Source organism: Cellulomonas sp. NS3 (assembly GCF_024757985.1).
GTDB lineage: Bacteria > Actinomycetota > Actinomycetes > Actinomycetales > Cellulomonadaceae > Cellulomonas_A.
On the sequence record NZ_CP103289.1, the window covers coordinates 3,615,615 to 3,641,986 of the forward strand.

General features: G+C 76.9%; 21 protein-coding genes. 17 read left to right on the top strand and 4 right to left on the bottom strand.

Going from position 1 to position 26,372, the window contains the following annotated elements; all coding sequences use genetic code 11:
* Positions 1-107 precede the first annotated feature (107 nt).
* The 16 genes from NXY84_RS16380 to NXY84_RS16455 all read left to right on the top strand — a co-directional run bounded on the left by NXY84_RS16380 (position 108) and on the right by NXY84_RS16455 (position 18,469).
* Positions 108-731: a response regulator transcription factor gene (locus tag NXY84_RS16380; protein ID WP_258724105.1), complete on the top strand. Its 624-nt coding sequence runs from the start codon at positions 108-110 to the stop codon at positions 729-731.
* 165 nt (positions 732-896) lie between these two features.
* Positions 897-1,613 carry a DUF4255 domain-containing protein gene (locus NXY84_RS16385; protein WP_258724106.1) on the top strand — a complete coding sequence of 239 codons (717 nt, stop codon included), beginning with the start codon at positions 897-899 and terminating at the stop codon, positions 1,611-1,613.
* A 14-nt stretch (positions 1,614-1,627) separates the two neighbouring features.
* Entirely contained in the window at positions 1,628-3,832 is a 2,205-nt protein-coding gene (locus tag NXY84_RS16390) for an ATP-binding protein (protein ID WP_258724107.1), read from the top strand.
* A gap of 143 nt (positions 3,833-3,975) precedes the next feature.
* The gene (locus NXY84_RS16395) at positions 3,976-4,722 is read left to right on the top strand and encodes a DUF4157 domain-containing protein (RefSeq protein WP_258724108.1); all 747 of its coding nucleotides are present in this window, start codon (positions 3,976-3,978) and stop codon (positions 4,720-4,722) included.
* A gap of 457 nt (positions 4,723-5,179) precedes the next feature.
* Positions 5,180-6,769: a phage tail sheath family protein gene (locus NXY84_RS16400; protein ID WP_258724109.1), complete on the top strand. Its 1,590-nt coding sequence runs from the start codon at positions 5,180-5,182 to the stop codon at positions 6,767-6,769.
* 44 nt (positions 6,770-6,813) lie between these two features.
* Complete coding sequence (locus NXY84_RS16405) at positions 6,814-7,257, top strand: phage tail protein (RefSeq protein ID WP_258724110.1); 444 nt, start codon at positions 6,814-6,816, stop codon at positions 7,255-7,257.
* Between the two features lie 28 nt (positions 7,258-7,285).
* Positions 7,286-7,738 carry a hypothetical protein gene (locus NXY84_RS16410; RefSeq protein ID WP_258724111.1) on the top strand — a complete coding sequence of 151 codons (453 nt, stop codon included), beginning with the start codon at positions 7,286-7,288 and terminating at the stop codon, positions 7,736-7,738.
* Positions 7,735-7,905, top strand: coding sequence for a DUF6760 family protein (locus NXY84_RS16415; RefSeq protein WP_258724112.1), 171 nt, complete (start codon positions 7,735-7,737; stop codon positions 7,903-7,905). The genes NXY84_RS16410 and NXY84_RS16415 overlap by 4 nt, the downstream gene beginning before the upstream one ends.
* A gap of 3 nt (positions 7,906-7,908) precedes the next feature.
* Positions 7,909-11,070, top strand: a complete 3,162-nt coding sequence (locus NXY84_RS16420) for a hypothetical protein (protein WP_258724113.1) — start codon at positions 7,909-7,911, stop codon at positions 11,068-11,070.
* 15 nt (positions 11,071-11,085) lie between these two features.
* Positions 11,086-11,541: a phage tail protein gene (locus NXY84_RS16425; protein WP_258724114.1), complete on the top strand. Its 456-nt coding sequence runs from the start codon at positions 11,086-11,088 to the stop codon at positions 11,539-11,541.
* Positions 11,542-11,545: 4 nt separating this feature from the next.
* Complete coding sequence (locus NXY84_RS16430) at positions 11,546-12,424, top strand: LysM peptidoglycan-binding domain-containing protein (RefSeq protein WP_258724115.1); 879 nt, start codon at positions 11,546-11,548, stop codon at positions 12,422-12,424.
* A complete protein-coding gene (locus tag NXY84_RS16435; RefSeq protein WP_258724116.1) occupies positions 12,411-14,201 on the top strand; it encodes a VgrG-related protein in 1,791 nt (596 codons plus the stop codon). The genes NXY84_RS16430 and NXY84_RS16435 overlap by 14 nt, the downstream gene beginning before the upstream one ends.
* 33 nt (positions 14,202-14,234) lie before the next feature.
* On the top strand, positions 14,235-14,660 hold the full coding sequence (locus tag NXY84_RS16440) for a GPW/gp25 family protein (RefSeq protein WP_258724117.1): 426 nt from the start codon (positions 14,235-14,237) through the stop codon (positions 14,658-14,660).
* Entirely contained in the window at positions 14,657-16,612 is a 1,956-nt protein-coding gene (locus tag NXY84_RS16445; protein WP_258724118.1) for a putative baseplate assembly protein, read from the top strand. The genes NXY84_RS16440 and NXY84_RS16445 overlap by 4 nt, the downstream gene beginning before the upstream one ends.
* 1 nt (position 16,613) lies before the next feature.
* Positions 16,614-17,201 carry a phage tail protein gene (locus NXY84_RS16450; protein WP_258724119.1) on the top strand — a complete coding sequence of 196 codons (588 nt, stop codon included), beginning with the start codon at positions 16,614-16,616 and terminating at the stop codon, positions 17,199-17,201.
* A complete protein-coding gene (locus NXY84_RS16455) occupies positions 17,195-18,469 on the top strand; it encodes a zinc ribbon domain-containing protein (protein WP_258724120.1) in 1,275 nt (424 codons plus the stop codon). Before NXY84_RS16450 ends, NXY84_RS16455 begins: the two co-directional genes overlap by 7 nt.
* On the opposite strand, the gene NXY84_RS16460 is transcribed toward NXY84_RS16455, so the two are convergent.
* Positions 18,390-21,464, bottom strand: a complete 3,075-nt coding sequence (locus tag NXY84_RS16460) for a BTAD domain-containing putative transcriptional regulator (RefSeq protein WP_258724121.1) — start codon at positions 21,462-21,464, stop codon at positions 18,390-18,392. The genes NXY84_RS16455 and NXY84_RS16460 overlap by 80 nt on opposite strands.
* 191 nt (positions 21,465-21,655) lie before the next feature.
* On the opposite strand from NXY84_RS16460, the gene NXY84_RS16465 reads away from it, so the two are divergent.
* Positions 21,656-23,395 carry a M15 family metallopeptidase gene (locus NXY84_RS16465; RefSeq protein ID WP_258724122.1) on the top strand — a complete coding sequence of 580 codons (1,740 nt, stop codon included), beginning with the start codon at positions 21,656-21,658 and terminating at the stop codon, positions 23,393-23,395.
* Positions 23,396-23,489: 94 nt separating this feature from the next.
* Here NXY84_RS16465 and NXY84_RS16470 read toward each other — a convergent pair whose 3' ends face one another.
* The 3 genes from NXY84_RS16470 to NXY84_RS16480 all read right to left on the bottom strand — a co-directional run bounded on the left by NXY84_RS16470 (position 23,490) and on the right by NXY84_RS16480 (position 26,371).
* Positions 23,490-24,071 carry a GNAT family N-acetyltransferase gene (locus NXY84_RS16470; RefSeq protein WP_258724123.1) on the bottom strand — a complete coding sequence of 194 codons (582 nt, stop codon included), beginning with the start codon at positions 24,069-24,071 and terminating at the stop codon, positions 23,490-23,492.
* Between the two features lie 4 nt (positions 24,072-24,075).
* On the bottom strand, positions 24,076-25,077 hold the full coding sequence (locus NXY84_RS16475) for a DMT family transporter (protein WP_258724124.1): 1,002 nt from the start codon (positions 25,075-25,077) through the stop codon (positions 24,076-24,078).
* A 121-nt stretch (positions 25,078-25,198) separates the two neighbouring features.
* Positions 25,199-26,371, bottom strand: a complete 1,173-nt coding sequence (locus NXY84_RS16480) for a hypothetical protein (RefSeq protein WP_258724125.1) — start codon at positions 26,369-26,371, stop codon at positions 25,199-25,201.
* Between the last annotated feature and the right edge of the window lies 1 nt (position 26,372).

Below are 26,372 nucleotides of genomic sequence, written 5' to 3' on the forward strand. Positions count from 1 at the left end.
GCCCGTTGTGTCCCTGTTGACTGCACGAAGATCGGCCGACGGCAGACTCCCGGGCATGCGGTCCCCGAGGGGGTGGGCCGGCACGTAGGGCACGGGGAGGAACGGACATGGAGCGCATCGGGGTGCACGTCCTGGCGAGGGACCCGATCTCGGAGGCCGGTGTGGCGAGCCAGCTGCGGCCGCGCCCGGAGGTGCGGGTCGTCGGCCGGTCGGAGCTGCACGAGGCGAAGGTCGCCGTGATCGTGGTGGACCAGGTGGACGACGAGACCACCACGATCCTGCGCGTCAGCCAGCGGGCGGGCATCGCCCGGACCGTGCTCGTCGCCGGGCGCCTCGACGACGAGGACCTCGTCTCGGCGGTCGAGGCCGGCGTGCTCGGGCTCGTGCGGCGCAGCGAGGCGACGCCCGAGCGGCTCGTCAAGGTCATCCTCGCGGCGGCCGCGGGCGAGGGCAGCGTCCCGCCGGACCTGCTCGGGCGGCTGCTCGACCAGGTGGGCCGCCTGCAGCGGCACGTGCTCGGCCCGCGCGGGCTGACGTTCACGGGGCTCGCGACGCGCGAGGTCGAGGTGCTGCGGCTCGTCGCCGACGGGCTGGACACGAGCGAGATCGCCCGGCAGCTGTCGTACTCGGAGCGGACCGTCAAGAACGTGCTGCACGACGTCACGACCCGCCTCCAGCTGCGCAACCGCTCGCACGCGGTCGCGTACGCGGTGCGCGAGGGGCTCATCTAGTCGGGGCTCCCCGTGCGGGCGACGGCGCCCGCACGGGGCGGGCACCCGGTGCCCGGACGGCCGCACGCGTTGCCCGATCGGCTGCCCGGTGCCGGGTGCCGCGCGGCGCGGGCGGTCGGCACCGTGGAGCTGTCAGCGGCACGAGCGCACGAGGGGGGTGGACGGGTGATCGCCCAGGTCGACGCGGCCCTGCGCAGCATCGTGCGGACCGATGCCGTCGCGGGGACGGACCTCGAGGTCGTGTTCGACGCGCCGACCAAGGACTGGGCGTCGCGCCGCAACACGCCCACGGTCAACCTGTACCTCTACGACCTGCGCGAGGACCTCAAGCGCCGCGAGCGCGGCTGGACCGAGCGGCGCGGGTCCGACGGCGTGGTCGTCTCGCGCAGCCCGGCGCCGCGGTTCTTCAAGCTCTCGTACCTCGTGACCGCGTGGACGCAGCGCCCCGAGGACGAGCACATGCTGCTCGACTCGCTGCTCGCGTGCTTCCTGCGCTACGAGGCGCTGCCGCGCGGTCTCGTCGTCGGCCACCTCGCCGAGACCGGGCTCGACGTCCCGGTGACGGTCGGGCTGCCACCGCCCGAGGACCGCGCGTTCGCCGACGTGTGGTCCGCGCTGGGCGGCGAGCTCAAGCCGTCCCTCGACGTCGTCGTGAGCGCGCCCGTCGACACCGGCATCGTGTACCCGGCCGGCCCGCCGGTGCTCGACGGCCCGTACGTCGGGCTGCAGGACCTCGGCGGCGGCTCGAACACCGGCCCGCGGCGGCGGCACGCACCGCCGCCCCGGGTCGCGGCGGCCCCGGCACCCGCGGTCACGACCGCCGCCGTCCCCGCGACGGCCCGCCCGGCCACCCGGTCCCGCAAGCGCGGCGCGCAGCCGTGAGCGGGGACCCGGGCGTGGACGAGGGCACGGGGACGGACGAGGGCACGGGCGGGGGCAGGACCCCGGGCGAGGTCCCGGAGCCGGACGTGCGCGTCCGCGCGGACGGGACCAGGGACGGGGTCGGGCCCGGGCAGGCGAGCCTCGCGCACCTGCTCGGACGCGCCGCGACGGTCGAGGAACGGGTCCGCGCCCTCGTCGCCCGCCGCCGCGCGGTCGACCCGCAGCCCGACGACCCGTTCCGCGGGCTGTACCTGAGCGACGAGGCCGTCGACCGCCTGCTCGCGGGTCCCCGGCCCGCGCACGCGCCCGACCCGGCGGTCGACGAGCGGACCGACGCGGTCGAGCGCGCCGCCGACGACGCCGAGCGCGCCGGGCACCGGCTGCGGCTGCGCGAGCTCGTGCGCCGCTGCGCGCTGACGCCGCTCGACGTCGACCTCCTGCTCGTGGCGCTCGTGTGCGACCTCGACTCGCGGTTCGAGCAGCTCTTCGGGTACCTCAACGACGACGTCACGCGGCGCCGGCCCGCGACGGCGGTCGCGCTCGAGCTGTGCGGCGTCGACCTCGCCTCCGCGCACGGCCGGGCCCGGCTCACGCACGGACCGCTCGTCACCGGGGGCCTGCTCGTGGTCGAGGACCCCGACCGGCCGTTCCCGGGCCGGGCGCTGCGGGTCCCCGACCGCGTCGTCGAGCACCTGCTCGGCGACGACGCACCCGACGCGGCGCTCGCGCCGGTGCTCGTCACCGCCCCGGACGTCCGGTGGGGGGACGCCGGCCCCCTCGCGCGCGCCCTCGGCCGCGGGACGACCCTGACCTACCTGCGCGAGGGCTCGACCGGCTCGGCGCGCGTCCTCGCCGTCCAGGCGCTGCGCTCGACCGGCCGGGACGCCGTCGTCGTCGACCTGCACGCCCTCGCCGCCGAGCCGGACGCGCACGCGCTCGCCCGGTCCGCCGCGCGCGAGGCCCGGCTGCGCGGTGCCGGGCTCGTCGCCGGGCCGGTCGAGGCGGTGGCGGCCCGCCCGCGCCTGCTGCCGGCGTTGGCGTGCGACCCCGAGCCGCTGCTGCTCGTGGGCCGCGGCGCGTGGGACCCCGCGTGGACCCCGCAGCCGCCGCTCCTGCTGACGGTGCCGGCCAGCACCACGGGCGAGCGCTCGACGATGTGGCTGCGCGCGCTGGGCTCCGGCGCGGACGACGGGCGCCACGAGGCCGCCGCCGGCATGGACGACGCGACCGTCGAGGCGGCGACGCTGCAGTTCCGGCTGCGGCCCGAGCAGGTGGCGCGGGCCGCGGCGTCGGCGCTCGCACAGGCGCGCGTCGAGCCCGACGGGCAGGTCACCGCCGAGCACCTGCGGGCCGGGGCCCGCGCCGAGAACGGCTCCGCGCTCGACGGGCTGGCCCGGCGCATCGAGCCCGCGGTCGGCTGGTCGAACCTCGTGCTCCCGCGCGCGCCGATGGTCGCGCTGCGCGAGGTGGCCCTGCGCGCCCGGCACCGCGAGCGCGTGCTCGGCGACTGGTCGATGCGGCCCGGCGGCGGGCGCGGGCACGGTGTCGCGGCGCTGTTCGCGGGCGACTCGGGGACCGGCAAGACGATGTCCGCCGAGGTCGTCGCGCACGAGCTCGGGCTCGACCTGTACGTCGTCGACCTCGCGACGGTCGTCGACAAGTACATCGGGGAGACCGAGAAGAACCTCGAGCGCATCTTCACCGCCGCCGCCGAGGTCAACGGGGTCCTCCTGTTCGACGAGGCCGACGCGATCTTCGGCCGGCGCTCGGAGGTCCGCGACTCGCACGACCGCTACGCCAACATCGAGAGCGCCTACCTGCTGCAGCGCATGGAGTCGTTCGACGGGCTCGCGATCCTCGCGACGAACCTGCGCGCCAACATCGACGAGGCGTTCACGCGCCGGCTCGACGTGCTCGTCGACTTCCCGCTGCCCGACCCCGAGCACCGCCGCGCGCTGTGGGACCGCAGCCTCGGGGCGCTCGTCCCGCGCGACCCGGACGTCGACCTCGAGTTCGTGGCGGGCGCGTTCGAGCTCGCGGGCGGCGCGATCCGCTCGTCGGCGGTCACCGCGGCGTACCTCGCGGCCGACGACGGCGGCACGGTGCGCATGACGCACGTGATCAGCGCCGTCGAGCACGAGTACCGCAAGCTCGGCCGGCTGTGCCTGCCCGGCGAGTTCGGGCGGTACTGGTCGATGCTCCAGCCGACCGGAGCCTGAGCCCGGCGCGTGCGCGATCGGGCAGCGGCCCTGCCCCGGACGACGGCTGGCCGATCCTTGGCGCGGCGCGACGCCGGGGGAAGCCTCGGAGGAGACGCCGCACCGGGGTCCGGCCCGGCGGCGAGCCCGGTGAGGGAGCGACCATGCGCGAGCACGAGCACGAGCACCTGGACGACGACGCGCAGCGCCCGCGCACGGAGCGCACCGAGGAGCGGCCCGACAGCGTGCTGTGGCGGGCCGCCGCGGCGGGGCGCACCGACGTCGTCGGGCCGCAGGGGCTCGCCCGGCTGCAGCGCGCCGTCGGCAACCAGGGGGTGAGCGGGCTCGCGCAGGAGGAGCGCTCGCCGGTGCTGGACGTGGTCGGCTCGGGCGGCAGCCCGCTCGACGCGCACGTGCGCACCGACATGGAGTCCCGCCTCGGGCACGACTTCGGGGACGTGCGCGTGCACACCGACGACGCGGCGCACCGCTCGGCCGCCTCGGTCCAGGCGCACGCGTACACGGTCGGCTCCGACGTCGTGTTCCAGCGCGGGCAGTACGACCCCGGCTCCACGGCGGGGCGCACGATGCTCGCGCACGAGCTCACGCACGTCGTGCAGCAGCGCAGCGGCCCGGTGGACGGGACCGCGACCGGCGACGGCGTGCGCGTCAGCGACCCGTCCGACCGGTTCGAGCGCGAGGCCGCGGCGAACGCGGAGCGCGTCATGTCCGCGCCGCCCGTGCAGACCGCGCCGGTCGCCGGGGGCGGCGGTGCGTCGGGCGGGGCGGCCGTGCAGCGGCAGGAGGCCGAGGAGGAGGCCCCCGAGGAGGCGCCGGTGCAGGGCGCGTTCGAGCCCGGCGCCTCGGTGCAGCGCGAGGAGGCCGAGGAGGACGAGGCCGCCGCCGGCTGACGCGTCGGGGCGGGCACCGGTCCTGCCCGGGGCGCGCGCCCAGGGCTCGAGCCGTTCACGGGGTGCCTGGGGACACGGTCGGCCTCAGCGCGGGCTCGCTCCTCGCGGCCGTCGTCGGCGCCGGCAGGTGGGCCGCACGGTCCACGTCGGACGTGCTGGCGCCGCTCGTCGAGGACCTCGGTGCACCCACCGGGGGCGGCCGGGCGGCCGTGCTCGTGGCTCGCGCTCGCTGTCGCCGCCTTCGCGGTGCTGTCGGTCGCGGGACGCCGCGCCGGCTGACCTCACGCACGGCGGCACCGCCAGGCCGTGACCGCCCTGACCAGGCCGGACCCGGTGCTCGATCGGGCAGCGACGTCTTCCCTCCACGACGGCCCGACGCACGTGCCGCTGCCCCCGCCGCGCGGTGACGCTGGTCTCGACGTCGCAGTGGCGCTCACCGGGCTCTGGAGGGACCAGCATGCCGACCTACCTTTCCCCAGGTGTCTACGTCCAGGAGGTCGAGGCGGGATCCCGCCCGATCGAAGGAGTGGGCACCGCCGTCGCCGCGTTCGTCGGCCTCGCCGCGCAGGGTCCGCTCAACGAGCCGACCCTCGTGTCGAACTGGACCCAGTTCACCGAGAAGTTCGGCGACTTCCTGCCCGGCTCCTACCTCGCGCACTCCGTGTACGGGTACTTCCTCAACGGCGGCGGCAACTGCTACGTCGTGCGGATCGGCGGCGGCGCGTCGTCGAACGGCCACGCCGGGAACGGCGCGGCGGCGGTCGGGGCCGGGGGTTCCGCGAAGGCGCGCAAGGCCGTGACCGGGCCGGCCGTGGCGATGGTCGGCGGCTACCGCGTGACCGCGCAGCCGTCCGCGGCGAACAAGTCCGTGAGCGTCGAGATCCAGGACGCCGGCGGCGCCGAACCGCCCGAGGACCACTTCAAGCTCGTGGTCCACGCCGACGGCAAGGTGACCGAGACGTTCGACCACGTGACGACGAAGCGCGGTCCCGAGAACGTCGCCACCAAGGTCAACGCCGAGTCGAAGGTCGTGACGCTCGAGGAGGTCTTCTCGGGCAGCGCGCTCATGAAGCCCGACAAGGGCACGTTCGGCCTGCTCGCCCCCGAGCCCGAGCCGGAGGCGCCCACGGTGACCGCGCTCGGCGCCGACGACTACGTGGGCGACGCCGCCGCGCGCACCGGGTTCAGCGGCCTCGAGGCGATCGACGAGGTCACGATGGTCGCCGTCCCGGACCTCATGGCCGCGTACGAGCAGGAGGCCATCGACCTCGAGACGGTCGTGGCGGTCCAGCGCGCGGTGATCGACCACTGCGAGCTCATGGGCGACCGCATGGCGATCCTCGACTCCCCCGCCAACCTCAGCCCGCAGCAGATCAAGAAGTGGCGCATGGAGGACACGAACTTCGACTCGCGCTTCGCGACGCTCTACTGGCCGTGGGTCAAGACGTTCGACCCCGCGTCGGGCAGCAACCGGTTCGTGCCGCCGTCGGGACACATGGCCGGGGTGTGGGCGCGCAACGACGACGAGCGGGGCGTGCACAAGGCGCCCGCGAACGAGGTCGTGCGCGGCGTGGTGAGCCTGCAGACGCAGATCACCAAGGCCGAGCAGGACCTGCTCAACCCGAACGGCATCAACTGCATCCGGACGTTCCCCGGGCGCGGGGTGCGGGTCTGGGGTGCGCGGACGCTGTCGAGCGACCCGTCGTGGCGCTACCTCAACGTGCGCCGGCTGTTCAACTACCTCGAGGAGTCGATCCTCATCGGCACGCAGTGGTGCGTGTTCGAGCCGAACGACCCGGCGCTGTGGGCACGCATCCGCCGCACCATCAGCGCCTTCCTGGTCAACGAGTGGCGCAAGGGCGCGCTGTTCGGGACGACGCCCGACGAGGCGTTCTTCGTCAAGTGCGACGGCGAGACCAACCCCGCCGAGGGCATCGACGCCGGCCAGGTCGTGTGCCAGATCGGCGTCGCCCCCGTGAAGCCCGCCGAGTTCGTCATCTTCCAGCTCGCCCAGTTCTCGGGCGGCACGAGCCTCGTCAACGAGTGACGCCGGACCCGACCCGCTCGACAGCAGAAGGAGAGTGACCAGCGATGCCCCTCGACACATTCGACTCGTCGGCGGCGAACGGCTTCATCGTGACCATCGACGGGATCCAGATCCCCAAGGTCACCGAGGTCAGCGGCCTGAAGAACGAGGTCGACAAGATCGAGCTCAAGCAGCAGACGTCCGACGGCAAGTACGTCGTCCGCCAGCTCATCGGCCGCCCCAAGCCCGGGGAGTTCACCGTGACGCGCGGGCTCACCGAGTCCAAGACGGTGACGGACTGGCTCAAGAAGGTCATGGAGGGCGACGTCGCGGGGTCCCGCAAGACGGCGTCGGTCGCGCTGCTCGACTACCAGGGCGCGACCATCAAGACCTACAACTTCGTGAACTGCTGGGTGCGGTCGGTCGAGATCAACTCGCTCAAGGCCGGTGCCGCCGAGCAGGCCACCGAGAAGTTCACGGTCTGCTACGACGAGTCCACGATCTCCTGAGACGGGGCCGAGCGACGTGATGCAGCGCATGCGCAACGGTGTCCTGGACGAGCAGGAGCAGCGGCTCGACGTCCACGAGGGGCACGCCCCGGACGCCGCCGCCCACGGCGTCCTGCGCACCGAGTTCGCGTTCGAGCTCCCGCGCGGGTACGTGGACGGCGACGGCGTGGTGCACCGCTCGGGCGTCATGCGGCTCGCGACCGCCCGCGACGAGCTCCTGCCGCTGTACGACGCGCGGGTCCAGGAGAACGCCGCGTACACGACGGTCGTGCTGCTTGCACGGGTCATCACGTCGCTCGGGACCGTCCCGGCGATCACCGCGAACGTCGTCGAGAACATGTTCGCCTCGGACGTCGCGTTCCTGCAGGACCTCTACCGCCGCGTCAACGCGGAGGGGCACACCCGGATCGCGGTCACGTGCTCCGCGTGCCAGCACCGGATGACCGTCGACCTCGCGGGTGGCCGCCTGGGGGAATCGTGACGTACGCGCCCGACCGGATCCACGAGGAGGTCGCGTACGTCGCCTACCACTTCCACTGGCCGCTCGACGCGATCCTCGACCTCGAGCACGGTCAGCGGCTGCGGTACGTCGCCGAGATCGCGAGCATCAACACGCGGCTCAGCACGCGTCCCCACGCGGAGCGCTGAGCCGTGCGGTGGCCGTGGCAGCGGGACGCACCCCGGGGGGACGACGACGTCCGCGGGCGCGGGGCCGACGCCGGCCTCGGCGGGCGGGCGGGCGCCGGGGCGCGCGGGGCGGCCGGCGCGCACGCCGGTGTGCAGCGCGCTGCGGAGCCGGTGCCGTCCGTCGCGGGCTGGGCGTTCGTGCCGCCGCTCCAGCGCAGCACCGCCCCGATGCCGCTCGTGTCGGGTCTCGACACCGCGCGGCACGGGCTGGCCGCGTGGGGGGACCCCACGTCGCTGCGCCCGATGTCGCACCTCGTGAGCGCCGGCGTCGCCGCCGGGGTGGTCGACGGTGACGGCGGCGGGCTCGGCGCGCCGGCGGCACCGTCGGGCGCCCCGTCCACCCGCGCGGGCACCGACGAGCTCGTGCTCCACCGGCCCGACGTGACCGACCCCCCGTCGTCCGGCGGGACCGCGGCACCCCCCGTGCAACGCTCCGCGGTCCCGTCGGCGCCCGGACCGGGACGTGCGCCCGCACCGGCGCTCGTGAGCGCACGCTCGCTCGACCTGCCGGTGCTGCAGCTCGCGGCCCTGCCCGACGCACCCGCCGCGCCTCCTGGGGCTCGCGCCGAGGTCCCCGGGCCCGGACCCGTGGGCCGGTCGGACGTCGACGTGCAGGCGTCTCGCGACCTCGACTCCGGTCCGGCGCCCGCGGAGGCGAGCGGACACGCGGGCACCGGCGTGCCGGTCGGACCGGCCGAGGTCGCCGACGGCGCCGCGCTCGTCCTCGGCGCGCCCGTGCTCGGCGCGCCCGTGCTGGGCGTGCCCGTGCTCGGCGCGCCCGGGCCGGGGGTGGACCGCGGCGCTGACGACCCCGGCGGCCCGAGCGCGGCGGACGTCGCGCGCGCCGCGGCCGCCGCCGGGTCCACGTCCGTCCCGCTCACGCTCGTGGGCTCCGTCGGCGGTCTCGCCTCACCGGGCGCGGGAGCCCCCGTGCAGCGCGACGTAGGCCCGGACGCGCCGGGCCCTGGCCCCGTACCGCGGGACGGCGGCTCGCCCGTACCCCTCGCCGAGGCGCCGACAGTCCCGCCCCGCACGTCCGTGCCCCGCCGGCTCGGGCTCGGCGCCCCGCTGACCGGCCCCGTCCCGAGCCTCGGCGCGCCGAGCGTGCACCCGGAGGGGACGACGCCGCTCCAGCGCGCGCACGTGCACGACGGGGCGTCCGCCACCGCGGGTCCCGGCGTCACCTCGACGGCGCCGGCAGCGACGGGGACGTCCGGGGTACGGGCGGGGTCGCCCGGCGCAGCACTCCCGCTGGTCAGCGCGGAGCCCGGCGTGGGACACCTCGCAGCCGACGACGCGCGCCCCGACGGCGGTTCTTCCGACGGCGGGCGGCCCGACGGCGGTCCTCCCGACGGTGGGCGCCTCGACGCCGGTCCGGCCCTCAGCCCTCCGGCGCCGGAAGCACTGCACGGCGTCGGCCCGCGGGAGGACACCGCCGACGGCGACACGGTCGTCGCCGAGGTGCCCGTGGTCGCCCGTGCCGTGGACCTGCCCCTCGCGCCGGGCCCCTCGCACGACGCCGGGGCGGGCGACGCGCCGCCCGCACCCGCGACCGGCGGAGGCGGCGCCGACCCGACCCCGGGTGCCGTCCCACCCGCCGGCCTCAGCGCGGCCCCCTCGCCTGCGGCAGAGCACCTCGGCGGCGCCGGCACGGTCGGCGCGGTCGAGGTCGCGGCAGGCACCTCCGGCGAGTCGGGGATCGGGACAGGAACTGCCGGCGACCCAGGGTTCGGAGCGAGCATGACCGGAGCAGGCTCGACCGGAGCGGGCACGCTCGCAGCGGGCACGCTGGGGTCCGGGACGGGCGGCGCGGTCGGAGCGGGCACGCTGGGGGCCGGTACGGGCGGAGCGGTCCCGGTCGCGCGCGCCGCGGTTGAGCCGCTCTTCCCGCTCCCGACGCTCGGGCGCGCGGCACGGGCGGACGTCGGCGCGACCTCCCCGGCGCGGACCGGCTCCGCCGACGACCTCGTCCCCGGTGGTGCCGCCGGGTCGTCGCACGGTGGGTCGGCACTCCCCCACGCGCTGCCGGTCGTGAGCCGCTCCGCGGTCGCCGGCACCGCCTCCCCGCACGCAGCCGACCCGGGCGCTGCCGCGTCACCCGCGGACAGCGCGCCCCTGCTGGTCCCCGTCCTGCGCGGGCAGCGCGACGACGGACCCAGCCCGGTCGTGAGCCGCGCGACCGGCATCACGGCCGCACCGGCACCGGGAACGGCGCTGCCGCTCGACGACGACGCGTCCGTGCACCGGTCCACCTCGCCGAGCCCGGCCGACGGCCCGGCGGCGTCGACGCTCGGCACCACGCCGCCCGCTCTCGCGCCGAGCACCACCCCGGCCGGCCCGACCACCGCCCCGACCCCGACCGCCGCCCTGGCGCTCGGCCCGACCGCCGTGCAGCGGACCCCCGACCGCCCCGGACCCGCCCGGGCCGACGCACCCCTCGTCGGTGCGCCGTCCGCCTCAGCGGCGACCGCCACGCTGCGTGCCCCGGCGCTCCAGCGCAGCACCGACGCGCCGGGCGCGACCGTCGTCGACGCGCAGCGCTCCGCGTCGTCGAGCACCGCCGCCTGGGCCGCGCCCTCCACCACCGCGTCGAGCACCCCGACGAGCACCCCGTTGGGCACCGCCGCCCCGACCGGCACACCGGCGTGGCCGGGGTCGTCGGCCACGACCGGCCCCGCGGGGACCGGGGCCGCCTGGACCGGGGCCGCGTGGACCGGGACCGCGTCGTCGGCCCCGGCGCTCCCCCTGCCGAGCCGCCCGGCCGACCCCGCCCCGCACACGAGCTCCGCGCACGGGACCGCCGCAGGCGCACCCGCGCTCCCCCTCGACGTCCAGCGCACCACCGACGTCCCGCGCGCCTCCGACGTCCCGCACACCACCGACGCCCCGCTCCTCGCCGACGTCCCGCACCCCGTGGACGTCCAGCGCGCCGAGGCCGGCCCCGCGGCGCCCGCCGCCGCAGCCGCGCCCGGCGAACCCGCCGCCGCGCCCACCGACCCCGAGGCGACGTCCCCCGAGCAGCTCGACGCCCTCGTGCGCCGGCTCGTCGGGCCCCTGACCCGGCAGCTCAAGGCCGACCTGCTGCTGGACCGCGAGCGCCGCGGCCGGCGCACCGACGCACGGTGAGAGAGGAGCACCCCGATGCCCCAGGTCCAGCTCGTCCTGCCGGAGGAGCAGACGGCGGTCAGCGTGCACTTCGTCGTCACGATCGACGGTGCGCCGCTCGGCTCGTTCACGAGCTGCGAGGGCCTCGGCTGCGAGGTCGTCATGGAGACGCGTGAGGAGGGCGGCAACAACGGCCTCGTCTGGCAGCTCCCGACCCGGCTGAAGTACCCGAACATCAAGTTCTCCCGCCCGCTCGGCAAGCAGAGCGAGAAGGTCTCCGCGCTGTTCTCGCGCATGGCGTCGGGCTACACGCTCGCGACCGGCCACATCCAGGCGATGACCGCGAAGGGGACGGTCGTCGCGGAGTGGGAGCTGCAGGGCGTCGTCCCGGTGCGCTGGACCGGCCCCTCGCTCAACGCCGACCAGCCGAAGGTCCTCACCGAGACCGTCGAGATCGCGCACCACGGCTTCCGACCCGGGAAGAAGGGCTGACCCGATGGCCACCGCGACCTCCACCGGCGCACCCGGCGCCGTCGGCGCGCCGACCGCCCCGAAGCCCGGCAAGCTCGAGCACGCGTACCTGTCGATCTGCGAGCCCTCGACCGACGGCTCGCTGACGAAGGCCGGCCCGGAGCTGCACCGGCTCGACTTCCAGTTCAACCCCAAGGAGCTCGCGCTCACCAAGACGGCGTCGTGGGGGCGCGGGACGAGCCGCAACAGCAAGAAGAGCGGCCCGCCGCAGTACAACGGGCCGCAGCCGGGCAAGCTCACGCTCGAGATGTTCTTCGACGCGTCGGACACGCAGTCGAGCAGCGTCGTGAGCCGGGTCGAGCTGCTCTTCGAGTGCTGCGTCCCGACGAAGGCGTCGCACCAGCAGAAGAAGGGCTCCCCGCCGTTCGTGCTGTTCCGCTGGGGTCCGCTCACGAGCTTCCTCGCGTACCTGTCGAGCGTCGCGGCGAAGTACACGCTCTTCACCGCCGAGGGCATGCCGATCCGCGCGGTGTGCACCGTGACGCTCGAGGAGCTCGCGGGCGAGCCGCCGGGGCAGAACCCCACCTCGGGCGGCCTCGTACCGCGGCGCATGCACGTCGTGGTCGACGGGGACACGCTCGCGGGCGTCGCGTACCGGGAGTACGGGGACGCGGCGCTGTGGCGGGCGGTCGCGCAGGTCAACGAGATCGACGACCCGATGCGGCTACGCCCCGGGCGGCACCTGCTGCTGCCGTCGCTCGACGAGCTGCACGGCCCGCGTGGCGGGCTGCCGCCGGGTGCGTCGGTGGCGCGCACCGCCGGGGCGACCCGGCCCGCGGCCGCCGCCAGCGCGACGGGCATGTCCGGGACCGCAGGGAAGGAGCTCTCCGGTGCCGCACGGTGAGGAGCACGCGACCACCCCGCTCGTCGAGGTCGAGGGCCGTCCGCTGCCCGACGACGTCGCGGCGCTGCTGGTGTCGGCGTTCGTCGACGACTCGACGATCGTGCCGGACCTTTTCGTGCTGCGGTTCAGCGACCCGGGCTCGGCCGTGCTGGCCAAGGCCGGCATCACGATCGGCGCGAAGGTGCGCGTCCTGATGCAGGCGAGCACGCCCGGCGGGCCGGTCCCGCTCGTGACCGGCGAGGTCACCGCGCTCGACCTCGACGTGTCGCCGTCGGGCCAGCACACCGTGGTGCGCGGGCTCGACCTGTCGCACCGCCTGTTCCGGGGCCGCCGCGTCGAGGCCTACGTCAACGTCACGGCCTCGGACGTCGCCCGGACCGTCGCCCAGCGCGCGGGCATCGCCGTCGGCACGATCGACGGGCCCGGTGGCGTGCTCGAGCACGTCGCGCAGGACGGCATCGACGACTGGACGTTCCTGCGCGGGCTCGCCGACCAGGTCGGCGCCGTCGTCGCGGTCGTGGACGGCAAGCTCAGCTTCACGCGCGCGACCCCCGCGTCGCGGGCCCCCGGGGGCTCGGCCGGCGCACGCCAGGACCCGCTCGTGCTCGAGCAGGGCGTCAACCTGGTGCACCTGCGCGCGACCGTCACGTCGGCCGGGCAGGTGCCCGACGTCGAGGTGCGCGGGTGGGACGTGGGCGCGAAGCGCGAGCTCGTCGCGGTCGCCCCGGCGAGGACCGCGAGCGCCGAGCTCGGGGACGTGACGCCCGCGGCGCTGGCCTCGACGTTCGACAGCCCCCGGTTCGTCGTCGCCGCATCGACGTACGGCGAGCAGAAGCAGTGCGACCTCGCCGCGGCGGCGCTGTCCGACCACCTCGCGGGCGGCTTCGCCGAGCTCGACGGCGTCGCGCGGGGCAACCCCGCGCTGCGGGCGGGCACCGCGGTGCGGCTGGTCAACGTCGGTGCGCCGTTCGAGGGGCGGTACACGCTGAGCGCGACCCGGCACGAGTTCGCGCAGGACTCCGGGTACCTGACGTCGTTCACCGTCGGGAACACCTCGGAGCGCTCGCTGTACGGCGTCACGACCGGCGGGCTCGGCAGCGGCGGCGCGGGCGGTGCGCCGTTCCCCGGGGTCGTCACCGCGCAGGTCACCGACCTCAAGGACCCCGAGGAGCGCGGGCGGGTCAAGGTCCGCTTCCCGGTGCTCTCGGACGCCTACGAGAGCTGGTGGGCGCGCACGGTCCAGCTCGGCGCCGGCGACGGCCGCGGCGCGGTGCTGCTGCCCGAGGTCGGCGACGAGGTGCTCGTCGCGTTCGGCCAGGGCAGCTTCCAGCAGCCCTACGTGCTCGGCGGGCTCTACAACGGCAAGGACAAGCCCGACAAGCCGTGGTCGGACCACGTCGGCGCGACCGACGGCGCCGTCCGCCGCCGGGCCCTCGTGAGCCGCACCGGGATGCTCGTCGAGCTCCTCGAGTCGCCCGACGGCGAGGAGCTCACGCTCAGCACCGACGGCGGCGCGCAGAAGATCACGCTCACCCAGAAGCCGCAGGCCGGTATCACGATCGTCTCGACCGGGTCGGTCTCGGTGGCGGCCGACAAGGACGTCGAGGTGAGCACCGGGGCGGGGAACGTCACCGTCAAGGGCGTCAAGGTCTCGCTCACCGCGACGGGGGCGCTCGAGCTGAAGGGCGCCACGGTCAAGGTCACGGCGGACGGGACCGCGGAGCTCTCGTCGAGCGGCGTCACGACCGTCAAGGGCTCGCTGGTCAAGATCAACTGACGGCGCCGCCGCCGGTCACCCGGCAGCGCGCCCGTGGAGGGGGACGAGGACGTGGGGCAGGAGTTCGTCGGCGCCGGCTGGGCGTTCCCCGTGCGCACCGACCCGACCGGGCGCATCGCGCTCGTGACGCGCGAGCGCGAGATCGAGGAGAGCATCCGGCTGATCCTCGCGACGTCGCCGGGCGAGCGGCCGATGCGCCCCGAGTTCGGCTGCGCGGTGCACGAGTACGTCTTCGCCCCCGCGGACGCCGCGACCGCCGGGGACATCGCGTACGCGGTGCGGGTCGCGCTCGAGCACTGGGAGCCGCGCATCGACCTCAAGGACGTCGTCGTGCACTTCGACGGCGTCGACGACGGCGTGCTGTTCATCGAGGTCCTCTACGCGCTGCGCGGCACCAACGACCCGCGCAACCTCGTCTTCCCGTTCTATGTGATCCCCGAGCACGAAGGTGGTGCGTGAGAGTGCTCCCCGCTCCCGACCTCGACGACCGGCGCTTCCAGGACCTGGTCGACGACGCGAAGCGCCTGGTCCAGCAGCGCTGCCCCGAGTGGACCGACCACAACGTCTCCGACCCGGGCGTGACGCTCATCGAGGCGTTCGCGTTCATGGTCGACCAGCTCGTGTACCGGCTCAACCGCGTCCCGGACCGGCTCTACGTGACGTTCCTGGACCTGCTCGGCGTGCAGCTGCACCCGCCGACGGCCGCGACCGTGGACGTGACGTTCTGGCTGTCCGCACCGCAGCCCGAGCCGGTCGTCGTCCAGGCGGGGACGGCCGTCTCGACCCGGCGCACCGAGGACGACGAGGCGGTCGTGTTCTCGACCCGCACGCGCCTGACGGTCCCGCCGCGCCGGCTCGTGCACGTGCTCACGCAGGCGTCCGGCGCCGAGCCCGTGCGTCACGACGACGACCTCGCCTCGCACGTCGACTTCGCGGCGTTCGCCCCGACGCCGCAGGTCGACGACGTCGTGCTGCTCGGGCTCGACGACGCGGCGCCCGGCTGCGCGGTCGTCGTGCGGCTCGACTGCGACGTGCGCGGCGTCGGCGTCGACCCGCGGCACCCGCCGCTCGTCTGGGAGGCGTGGGACGGCGCGGCGTGGCGGCGCTGCGAGGTCGACAGCGACGCGACCGGCGGCCTGAACCGGCGCGGCGACGTCGTGCTGCACGTGCCCGCGAGCCACACCGCGTCGGTCGTGCGCCAGCTGCGCGCGGGCTGGCTGCGCTGCCGGGTCGTGCCGCCCGTCGAGGGCTACCCGGCCTACGGGGCCTCGCCGACGATCGGAGCCGCGAGCGCGTTCACGATCGGCGGGACGGTCCCCGCGGTGCACGCCTCGACCGTGCTCGACGAGGTCCTCGGCCTCTCCGAGGGCGTGCCCGGGCAGGTGTTCACGCTCGAGCACCACCCCGTCGTCCCCGACGGGCGCCGGTTCGTCGTCGAGGTCGCGGACGGGTCCGGCTGGGCCGAGTGGACCGAGGTCGACTCGTTCGCCGGCTCCGGTCCCGAGGACCGCGTGGTGCGCGTGGACCGCGCGACGGGCGAGGTGCAGCTGCCCCCCGCGGTCCGCGAGGCCGACGGCACCCTGCACGCGTACGGCGCCGTCCCGCCCAAGGGCGCCCCGCTGCGCGTGCCCGCGTACCGCACCGGCGGGGGGCCCGACGGCAACGTCGCCGCCCGCGTCATCGCGGTCCTGCGCACGCCCGTGCCGTTCGTCGACCGCGTCGAGAACCGCCGGGCCGCGCTCGGCGGGGTCGCCGGGGAGACCGTCGAGCAGGCCAAGGAGCGCGGTCCGCTGGCCCTGCGCACCCGCGACCGCGCGGTCACCGCGGAGGACTACGAGCAGCTCGCCCGCCGCGCCGCCCCCGGCATCGCCCGCGTGCGCTGCATCCCCGCGACAGCCGGGCCCGACGCGCACGGGCTGCGCGTCCTCGTGGTGCCGTCCGCCGTGCCCGACGAGGCCGGGGTCCTGCGGTTCGAGGACCTCGTGCCGTCCGACGAGGGGCTCGCGGTCGTCGCCCAGCACCTCGACGAGCGGCGGCCGGTCGGCGCGCGCGTGCTCGTCGAGCCCCCGTACTACCAGGGCGTCACGGTCGTGGCCCGGCTCACCGCCCGGCCGCGTGTCGCGACCGACGGCCTGCGCGCCGCTGCGCTCACGGCGCTGCACCGCTACCTCGACCCGCTGACCGGCGGGCCCGACGGCGTCGGCTGGCCGTTCGGGCGGCCCGTCCAGGCCGGCGAGGTCTACGCGGTGCTCCAGCGCCTGCCCGGCACCGAGATCGTCGACGACGTCCAGCTCTTCGCCGCCGACCCGCTCACCGGCGAGCGCGGCGCGCCCGTGCAGCGCCTCGAGCTCGACCCGCACGCGCTCGTGTTCTCGTTCGAGCACCGCGTGCGCGTCGCGGCGGGGGTGTGACGTGCGCGGCACGGTGCCGGGGCTGACCAACCCGGTCGCGCTGGTCGACCGGCTCCCGGCGGTCTACCAGGACGAGGAGTTCGTGCGGCGCTTCGTCGGCGCGTTCGACGAGGTGCTCGCCCCGGTGCTGCTCACGATCGACCGCCTCGAGTGCTACGTCGACCCGCGCCTCGCGCCGCCCGACTTCCTGTCGTGGGTCGGCGAGTGGGTCGGCATCGAGCTCGACGACGCGTGGGGCCTCGCGCAGAGCCGCGAGATCGTCGCGGGCGCGGCCTCGCTGCACCGGCGCCGCGGCACGCGCCCCGGGATCGAGGACGCCGTGCGGCTCGCGCTGGGTCTCGGCCTGTCGGACGGCGCGGGTGCGCGCGGCGACGTCGAGGTCGTCGACTCGGGCGGCACGCGGTGGTCCGCGAGCCCCGGGACCGCGCTGCCGGGCACGCCCGAGCTCGCGCTGACCGTCCGCGTGCGGGTCCCGGACCCCGCCGCCGTCGACATCCGTCGCCTCGACCGGGTCGTCAGCGCGGTCAAGCCCGCGCACGTCCCCCACACCGTGGTCGTCGAGGCCTGCACCGAGGAGGAGCCGTGCTGATCTGCACCACGTGCGGGACGCGCAACCAGGACGACGAGCACTTCTGCGCGGAGTGCGGCGCCTACCTGGCGTGGGAGGGCGAGCGCGTCGAGGAGACGCCCGCCGCCGACCCGGTCGTCGCACCCGTCACACCGGCGCCCGCCGCGACCGTCAGGGCGCCGTCGACCGGCCGGCCCGAGCCCGCCCGGGGCGCGACCTCCGCGACGGCCGTGCCGTCGTCGTCCGCGCCCCGGACGCCCGCAGCCGTGCCCGCGACCGGCGCGGCGCCCACGACCGCCGCGCCCACGAGCGTGACCACCCCGCCGGTCACCACCCCGCCGGTCACCACCCCGCCGGTCACCACCCCGCCGGAGGCCGCACCCCCGGCGTCGACGACCCGGTCACGCGCCGAGGCGCTCCTCGCGCGCCCGGCCGACCCGCCGCCGGACCCGCGCCCCCGCAACGACGGCCCCGCACCCGTGCTGCCCGGCGCCCGCGCGCCCAAGCCCCGCGCCGCCCGCCCCGCACCGGCCGACGAGCCGCCGCCGGCGCCCGGCGACCAGGTCTGCGGGCAGTGCGGCGCGGGCAACGTCGCGTCGCGCAAGTTCTGCCGACGCTGCGGCGAGAGCCTCGTCGACGCGCCCGTCGTGCCGCGCCCGTCCTGGTGGACGCGCGTGACGACGCGCCGCCCGCGCGAGCTCGCCGCCGGCGCCCGGCCCCGGGTGCCCCGCCGGCCGTTCCGCGCCCGCTGGGTCGTGGTCCCCGCGGTCCTCGTGCTGCTCGTGGGCGGGCTGTGGTCGCAGCGCGAGCGGATCTCGGACGTCTACGACACCGTCGTCGACCGCGTCGTCGGCAACGGGCCCGTGAACCCCGCGGAGGTCGTCGCGTCGAGCGCGGCCGACGGGCGGGGCGCCGAGGCCGCGATGGACGGGGCGACGAACCAGTCGTGGACGCCCGCCCAGCCCGGCGAGGGCACCGGCGAGTTCCTCGAGATGCGGTTCGACGAGCCGTTCCGCCTCGCGTACGTCCGGATCTTCTCCGGGGCCTCGACGCAGCAGCCCGAGTTCCTCGCCGAGGGCCGCCCGCAGGAGGTCGCCCTCACGCTGCTCACGGCCGACGGCGCCCAGACCACCGAGCAGCTGCAGCTCGCGGACGCCGCGGGCGGCCAGGAGTTCCCGGTCGGCGTCGACGACGTGGTCGCCGCGCGGCTCACGGTGGTCTCGGCGTACCCGGTACCCGAGGGCGCGTCGGTGTCGCTGGGCGAGGTCGAGTTCCTGGGGAGGACCTGACGTGCGCGCGGTCGGGCGCGGCAGGCTCGCGCGGGCCGCCGGGGACGGCCGGCACGGGCACGTCGGCTGTCGGCGGCAGCCCGAGCCCCGCGAGCACCTCGTCGTACCGGCGCTGCGCGCGCCCGGCCGTCGCGTGGTCCCCCGCGAGCCGGCTCGCCTCGATGAGCGCGCGCCACGCGTCGTCCCGGTACGGGTCGATCTCGACGCCGCGCGTCGCCGCCGAAGCAGCGGCGGTGGCGTCCCCGCGCGCGAGCTCGAGCGCGGCCAGCGTCGCCGCGGCCTCCGCGGCGCGGACCCGGTACTGCTCGCGCGCGCTCACGACCCACTCCGCGGGTCCCTCCTCGGGCATCAGCTCGCCGGTGTACACGTCGAGCGCCGCGCGCAGCTCACGCCGCGCCCGGTCGCCGTCGCCCGGTCCGGACCGGGCTCGTGCGGCCGCCGCGAGCGCCCCGTCGAACACGTGCAGGTCGCACGACGAGCCCTCGGGCAGCACGAGCCCGTACGCGTCGCCGTCACGCACGACGATCGCCGTCGTGACACCTGCCGAGCCGAGCAGCGTGCGCAGGCTCGACAGCGCGACCTGCAGCCCGTGCAGCGCGGCGGACGGGTCGAGCTCGCCCCACAGCGTGTCCGCGAGCTGCTCGCGGTGCGTGAGCCGGCCGGTGTGCAGCGCGAGGAGCCGCAGCAGCGAGCGCGCCCGCGGCCGGATCCGCGACAGCCCGACGGGCACCCCGGACACGAGCAGCCGGAACTCCTCGAAGCAGCGCACCTCGAACGGCCCGGTCACGGCGGGCTCGGGCCCGGGCCGCACGACCGCGAGCCCGGCGGCCGGGAGCCCCGCGGGCTCGGGCGCCGTGACCGTGCCGGGCAGCGGGTCCAGGACGACCCGCAGCGCCGGCTCCCAGCCCGCGGGCCGCGGCCCGAACCCGCTCGCCGACGCGGACGCGGACGCGAGCTCCAGGAGCTCGTCGCGCTCGGCGGGCCGGCTGAGCGCGAGCGCGCCGTAGGCGACCCACAGCGCCCCGGGGACGCCGGCCGCGCGGGCGAAGGCCTCGGCCGACTCGGCGGCCGGCTCGGCGTTCGGGAGGTCCCCCGTGGCGGCGACCACCGCGTGCAGCGACCGCGCCCAGGCCTCGAGCACGCCCGCGTCGAGAGCACGCCACCGCGTGCACAGCTCGTCGAGCCCCCGGTCGAGCTGCGCGGGCGGCAGCCGCGCGGCGCGCAGCTGCGCGGCGACCGCGGCCGAGGCGACCACCGCCGCGCCCCAGGGGTCCCCGCGCCGGTCGGCCTCCTCGACGAGCGCGTCCACGGCCTTCTCCGCCTCGACCCCCGGCGTCGGGACGAGCGCGACCGCGACCCCGTGCGCGACGCGCACCCACCAGCCCAGCCCGTGCCGGTCCGCGAGGGACACCACCCGGTCGAGCGCGGCGCCCGCCAGCGGGCCCGGGCCGCCGAGCGCGTCGAGCGTCGCGAGCGCGAGGCGGGCCGTGAGCCCCGTGCGCACGTCGGCGTGGGGCCGCTGCACGCACTCCTCGAGCAGCGGTCGCGCCTCCACCAGGTTCCCGGCGAGCACCAGGGCGAGCCCGCGCACGAGGTCGCGGTGCTCGTCGTCGAGCGGCCCGGCGCGTCCGGCGGCCTCCTGCGGCGCACGCCGCGTGGCCTCCCGCAGCAGACCGACCCAGTCCTCCGGGGCGGGCTCGCGGCCGGCGCCCGGGAGCCACGTGCGGGCGGCAGCGGCGACCCGGACCGCCCACGCGGAGCCGACGGGGTCCTCGACGAGCCGGGTCCGCGCCCGGTCGGCGACCGCCGCGGCCGTCGTGAGGCTCCCGTCCTCGAGGAGCCGGCTCGCGAACACGAGCGACGCCCACGGGTCGTCCTCCTGGAGCCACACCGGCAGCAGGTCACCCAGGCCGTGCGCGGCGGACCGCACGAGCGGCATGCCCCCGACGTGCAGGAGGCGTCGCACGGCGTCCCAGTCGCGGGCGAGCGCGTGCAGCCGCAGCGCCTCGGCGGGCGCACCGTCCTGCTCGCACACCCGCGCGGCCTGCTGCCACCAGCGGGTCGCCTGGGTCGAGCCGAGCTGCTCCTGGAGCTGGGTCTCGAGGTGGCGGCGCACGGCCTCGTGGCAGCGGAATCGGACCCCGTCACCGTCGCGCGTCACGGTGGAGGTCAGGCGCTCGAGCTCGGTGAGCAGGCGCCGGCTGGTCCCGGGCGTGCCGAGCAGCGCGTCGCAGCGCTCCGCCGTCAGGGTCTCCAGGACCGAGGTCCTCGTGAGGAAGCGGCGCAGCTGCCCGGGCAGCGTCTGCAGCACCTCGTGCGCGAGGTAGTCCTCGGCGTACCGGGACCGCTGGGCGAGCGCGGCGACGGCCGTCCGGCGCTCGGTCGCCCCGAGGGTGGCGGTCGCGAGGTGGAACAGGTGCAGCCCCGCCGGCCAGCCCGCGGTGCGCCGCGCGAGGGCCGCGGCGTCGTCCGCCCCGAGCGGTACGGCGTAGACGTCGCGGAAGAGCTGCTGGACCTCGGGCGCCCGCATCGCGAGGTCCTCGCCCGTCACGTGGACGGCGGTCGGGAGCTCGGAGCGCACGAGGTTGATCCCGGGCCTCCGACGCGATCCCATGAGGACGTGCAGGTGCACCGGAGCCAGCAGCAGGAGCCGCTCGACCACCGCCTCGGCGGGCGAGCCGGCGATCGTGTGCAGGTCGTCGAGGACGAGCACGAGCGGCGCGGTGCGACGCTCGATCGCGACGGCGAGCTCCTCGGACGAGGACGCGCCCGACGGCAGGTCGAGGACCTCGCCGAGCGCCTGGGAGAGCCGGTCGACGAGCCGGCCGGGCGCCACGTCCTCGCGCTCGACGCGCAGCCACGCGACGTCCGCCGCGACGGTGTGCGCCCAGTGCGCCATGAGGGTCGTCTTGCCCGCACCGGGCGGGGCGACGACGAGGCCGAGCCGGGTCACGAGCACGCGGTCGAGCGCGGCGAGCAGGCGGGCGCGCCGCACCCCGGCCACCCGCGGCACCGACCGTCGTGCCCGCGGGAGCGTCGTGCCCCCTGTGCCCACGTCCCCCATCACGCCCCCGGAAGGAGCGGGCCGACCGCGCCCGATCCTTCATCGTCTGGTCGGCGCTCCGGGGTGTCAAGGAAGTTCACGCGGCACCGACCCGCCGCACCCGTCCGCCCAGGGGGCACACCATGACCGACGTCCCGCGCCGCCGACCCGCACGCCCACCGCTCGCGCCGCGCCCGGGCCGGCCCCTGTCGCCCGCGCCGGCCCGGGTGGTCCCCGGCTCCGCCGTCCTCGCGGACCGGGCGGGGCTGCCCCACGCCGGCACGCGGGTCCGCGCGGCGGTGCTCGCCGTGCTGGTCGTGCTGGTCCTCGGCGGCGGTGGCTGGCCGTGGCTCACGAGCCCCGCGGAGGCCGGTCCCGGGTCCTCGGTCTCGACCACCGCGGCCGACTCCCGCCCGGCCGGCGCCCCGGCGGACGTGCGGTCCACGCACGCGCAGGCTGCCCGGCTCTCCGCGCAGGGCGCCGCGTACGCCCGGGCGGAGCACGCACGGGCCCGCGCGACGGCGCTGGCGACGCTCGAGTCCGTCGAGAGCGCGTCCGTGCACGCCTACCCGGGGGTCGACCCGCAGCTCGTCGCCCAGCTGCACGGCGCCGTCGCGCACCTCGCCCGCACGCTCCAGGCGACGGCCGACGCCCCCGAGCCGGCGCTGCTGGGCACGCGTGCCGGACGTGCCGCGCTCCGGGGGCCCGGCGGCGGTGCGGTCGCGGTCTCGTCGGACGCGGCCACCCCGGCACCGGGCGGGACGTTCGGCGGGGTCGCCCCGGGCGGCGCCGGGATCGGCGGCGCGGGGCTCGGCGGCGCGGACGTCGACGGTGCAGACCTCGGCGGTGCGGGCCGCGGGGGTGCACCCCTGACCCGTGCGGGAACGCCGGACACGCTCGAGCTCCGGGCGCAGTACCCCACGCTCACGCGCCGGGTCGAGGCGGCCGCCGAGCGGGTCGCGCTGCTGCGGTCGGTCGTCGAGGCGGCCGCGCGCGACGCCGCCGCACGGCTCGACGCTCTCGACGCCCTGCTCGCGACGGCCCAGCCGCCTGCCGGGCTGCGTGCCCCCGGGCCGGCGACGGCGTCGTCGGGCACGTACCTGCCGGGCGGTGTCGACCCGTCGGGCGACCCGTACCCCAACGGCGCGATCCCGCTGCACACGCTGTGCCCGCTCGCCTCGAACCCCCGCGCGCTGCTGCGCTGCGACGCCGCCGCGGCGTTCGACCGCCTCGCCGCCGCGTACGAGCGGGACCTCGGGGAGCCGCTGCGCGTGACCGACAGCTACCGCACGTTCGCCGCGCAGGTCGCGGTCAAGGCCGCGAAGCCGGGCCTCGCCGCGACGCCCGGGCGGTCGAACCACGGACGCGGCGTCGCCGTGGACCTCGCGGGCTTCGGCGGGGTCGGGCAGTTCGACCGGCCCGGGTACCTGTGGATGAAGGCGCACGCCGCCGAGCACGGCTGGTACCACCCGCGGTGGGCCGGCCCGGGTGGCGTCGGGCCCGCGGAGCCGTGGCACTGGGAGTACGGCGGCGCACCCGGCGGGGTGTTCGGTGCGCTCCGGCCGGCGCGCCCGCAGGACCCGCCCGTCGCTCCCCCGGCACCCGTGGCACCGGCGCCGGCCCCGGGTCCCGTCGCGCCGCCCGGACCGGTGCCGGGGCCCGTGGGACCCGCCGCGCCCGCGCCCGGACCCACGACGCCCGAGCCGACGCCGACGTCCGGACCTCCGGCGGACCCCGCGCCGCCGGCCCCGGAGCCCTCCGACCCGCCGGCCGACGCACCCGCCGACGTGCCCGCGCCGGCCGACGCCCCGACCGGCGACCAGCAGGACGCCGGCGCGCTCACCGCTCCCGCGGACGGCGTCGTGGCGGGCGCGGGCGGGTAGCCGGGTCGGGGTCCACCGAGGCGTCGCCCCGAGAGGCGCCTCGCCGTCCCGTCCGGGCGGGTGCGGGTAGCCGGGCGGCGCGCCGCGACGACGCTCAGCCCGGCGCGGCGCCCGTGAGCTCCCGACGCACGAGCCAGCGCTCGCGGTGCCCGCTGTGCGCGGTCGTCCGCGAGGCGCGGTGGAAGCCCGCGGCCTCGAACAGCTCGACCGTCCCCACGTACCCCGAGACGACGTCGACGCGCGTGCCGCCGGTCTCGACGGGGTACCCCTCGACGACCTCGGCGCCGTGCGCGGCCGCGTGCTCGACGGCACCGGCGAGCAGCACGTGCATGAGCCCCCGGCGTCGGAACCCGGCGCGCACCACGAAGCACACGACGCTCCACGGGTCCCGGGTGTCGTCGAGCAGCGGGATGGTCCGCGAGCGCATCAGCCGCCGGTAGGAGCTGCGGGGAGCGACCGAGCACCAGCCCGCGACCTCGTCGTCCACGTAGACCAGCACGCCGGGCCCGGGCTCGTCCGCGCACTGGCGGCGCAGCGCCTCGGGCCGCTCCGTGTTGGAGAGCCGCGCGTCGCGGTAGCTCTGGCACCAGCATGCGCCGGCGCCGGGCTTCTGCGTCCCGACGACGAGCGCGGCGTCCTCGTAGCGGCCCAGCGCAGGAACGACCTCGATCCCCATCACGTCACCGTAGCGACGGCCTCCGACGACCGGTCCCGGCGCGCCCCCGGCCCAGCCGGCCCTGCGCGATCGCGACGCCGAGCAGCACGACGACCGCGCCGACCGGCTGGTTCCACGTCACGTGGTCGCCCAGGAAGAGCACGCCGACCGCCGCCGCCACGACCGGCGTCAGGTAGGTCACCGAGCTCGCGGTCGTCGTCCCGGCCCGGGCGATCACGCGGAAGTTGAGGATGAACGCCACGCCCGAGCTGAGCACGCCGAGCGCGAGCACCGCCACGACGACGGCCGTCGTGACCTCCCCCACGGGGGCGACGCCGCTGACGAGGACCACGGGGGTCATGACGACGGCGGCGATCCCGATCTGCCCCGCCGCGAGCGCGACCGGCGGGTACGGGGTGCCGGAGAGGAACTTCCGGGTGTACGGGAACCCGAGGCCGTAGCAGGTGATCGCGCCGACGCACGCGAGCACACCGCTGAGCTGGCCGGTCCCGAGCCCGTGCCACACGCCCATGACGACGAGCAGCCCGAGGAACCCGAGCACGAGACCCGACGCCCGCGCCGGCCCCGGCCGCTCCGCGCGGAAGAACAGGGCCACCCACAGCAGCGTCGTGAGCGGCGTCGCGGCGTTGATGATGCCCGCGAGCACCGAGGACACCGACTGCTGCCCGAGTGCGAACAGCGTGAACGGCACGGCGTTGACCAGCAGCGCCAGCACCGTCAGGTGCCCGAGCGTCCGCGCGTCGCGCGGGAGCGGCGTCCGGGTGACCGCCGCGATGACGAGCAGCGTCACGGCCCCGACGGCGATGCGCCAGAACGCGACCTGGATCGGGGTCAGCGCGTCGAGCGCGAGCGCGATGAACGCGAACGAGCAGCCCCACATGACCGCGAGCAGCGCGTAGCTGCCGAGCCACCCGCCGGACGCCGCCGGTGCGGAGGTCGCGGCCGGGACGGGGCCCGGGGCGGCCCGATCGTCGTCGGGGGTCGTCGTCTGGCGTGCGTCGGTCACGCCGCGACCCTAGGTCGTCGCGGGCCGGACGGCTGGCGGGGATCGGACGGCGAGCCGGCGCCGCAGCCGCGTGGTTCGCGTCTGCGGCGCCGGCCGGCGGTGCGGGTCGGAGCGGCTCCGGTCACCCGCCGACCGCGACGATGCCCTCGGCGAGCAGGACCAGCCCCTCGGCGCCGTCCCACCGGTAGAGCCCGTCGTACGTGAGCTCCGGGGTCGGTGCGCTCCAGGTGCCCACGAGGACCACGAGCCCGCCGTCGCTCGTCGCGACGAGGTCCCGCGCCCACCGCCCGCGCGCCCCGTCGATCTCGTCGACCGGTGCGCCCGAGGCGCGGTCGACCAGGCGCAGCCCGAACTCGTCGGTCGCGGGCTCCCACCCCTCGCCGCGCACGGCGACCGCGAGCAGGTCGGGACCGAGCGGGACGGTGGTCTCCCACTGCTCCCCCGCGCTCGGCGAGATCCCGCCCGCCTCGTCGAGCGACGTCGCGTCGACCGGGAGGGTGCGCAGGCCCGAGGACTCCTCGGCGCCGATGCTCAGGTACAGCGTGGCGCCGTCGGGTGACCAGGAGTACGGCCTCAACCAGCGTCCGGCGTAGTCGTCGACCTGCGGCAGGTAGCGCACGTCCCCGCTCTCGACGTCCACGATCGCGAGCGACGACGCGTTCGTCGTGGGGTCCACCGCGTGCGCGACGAGGAAGGTCCCGTCCGGGCTGAGCAACGGCGACCAGGCCCGCGCGAGGAGGAGCTCCGCCGCCCCACCGCCGACCGGGATGCGCAGGATCTCGCCCTTCGACTGCCCGTCCGCCGGTCGCTGGGCGACGTAGACGACGCCGCGCGCGTGGTCCATCGTGACGTCGACCATGGCGTCGCCGACGTCGATGCCGGTGTGCAGCGTGGCCAGCCGCTCCCCGGTCGCGGGGTCCAGCGTCACGACCTCGCCCTGCGCGGTCACGGCCACGAGCGGCAGGACGGCCGCCGGCGCGGGCACCTCGGCCGTCGGGCTCGGCGTCACGGACGGCGTCGGCGACGGCTGCGCGGTGGCGGTCGGCGTGGGGCTCGGTGCCGGTTCGCTCGTGGCGGCCGGCCCGGGGCTCGGGTCGTCGTCGGTGAGCGGGAGGGCCTGCACCACGAGCGTCAGGCCCAGGACCGCGGCGGCGCTCGTCACGCCGACCGCGGCGGCACGGGCGGCCCGGGCACGCCGGACGCGTCCGAGCACGCGCCCGGGGTCGAGCGGGGTCCCGCCCTGCGGGGGCTGGTCGCCGAGGTCGTGCAGGCCGCGGCGGAGGTCGTAGCCCATG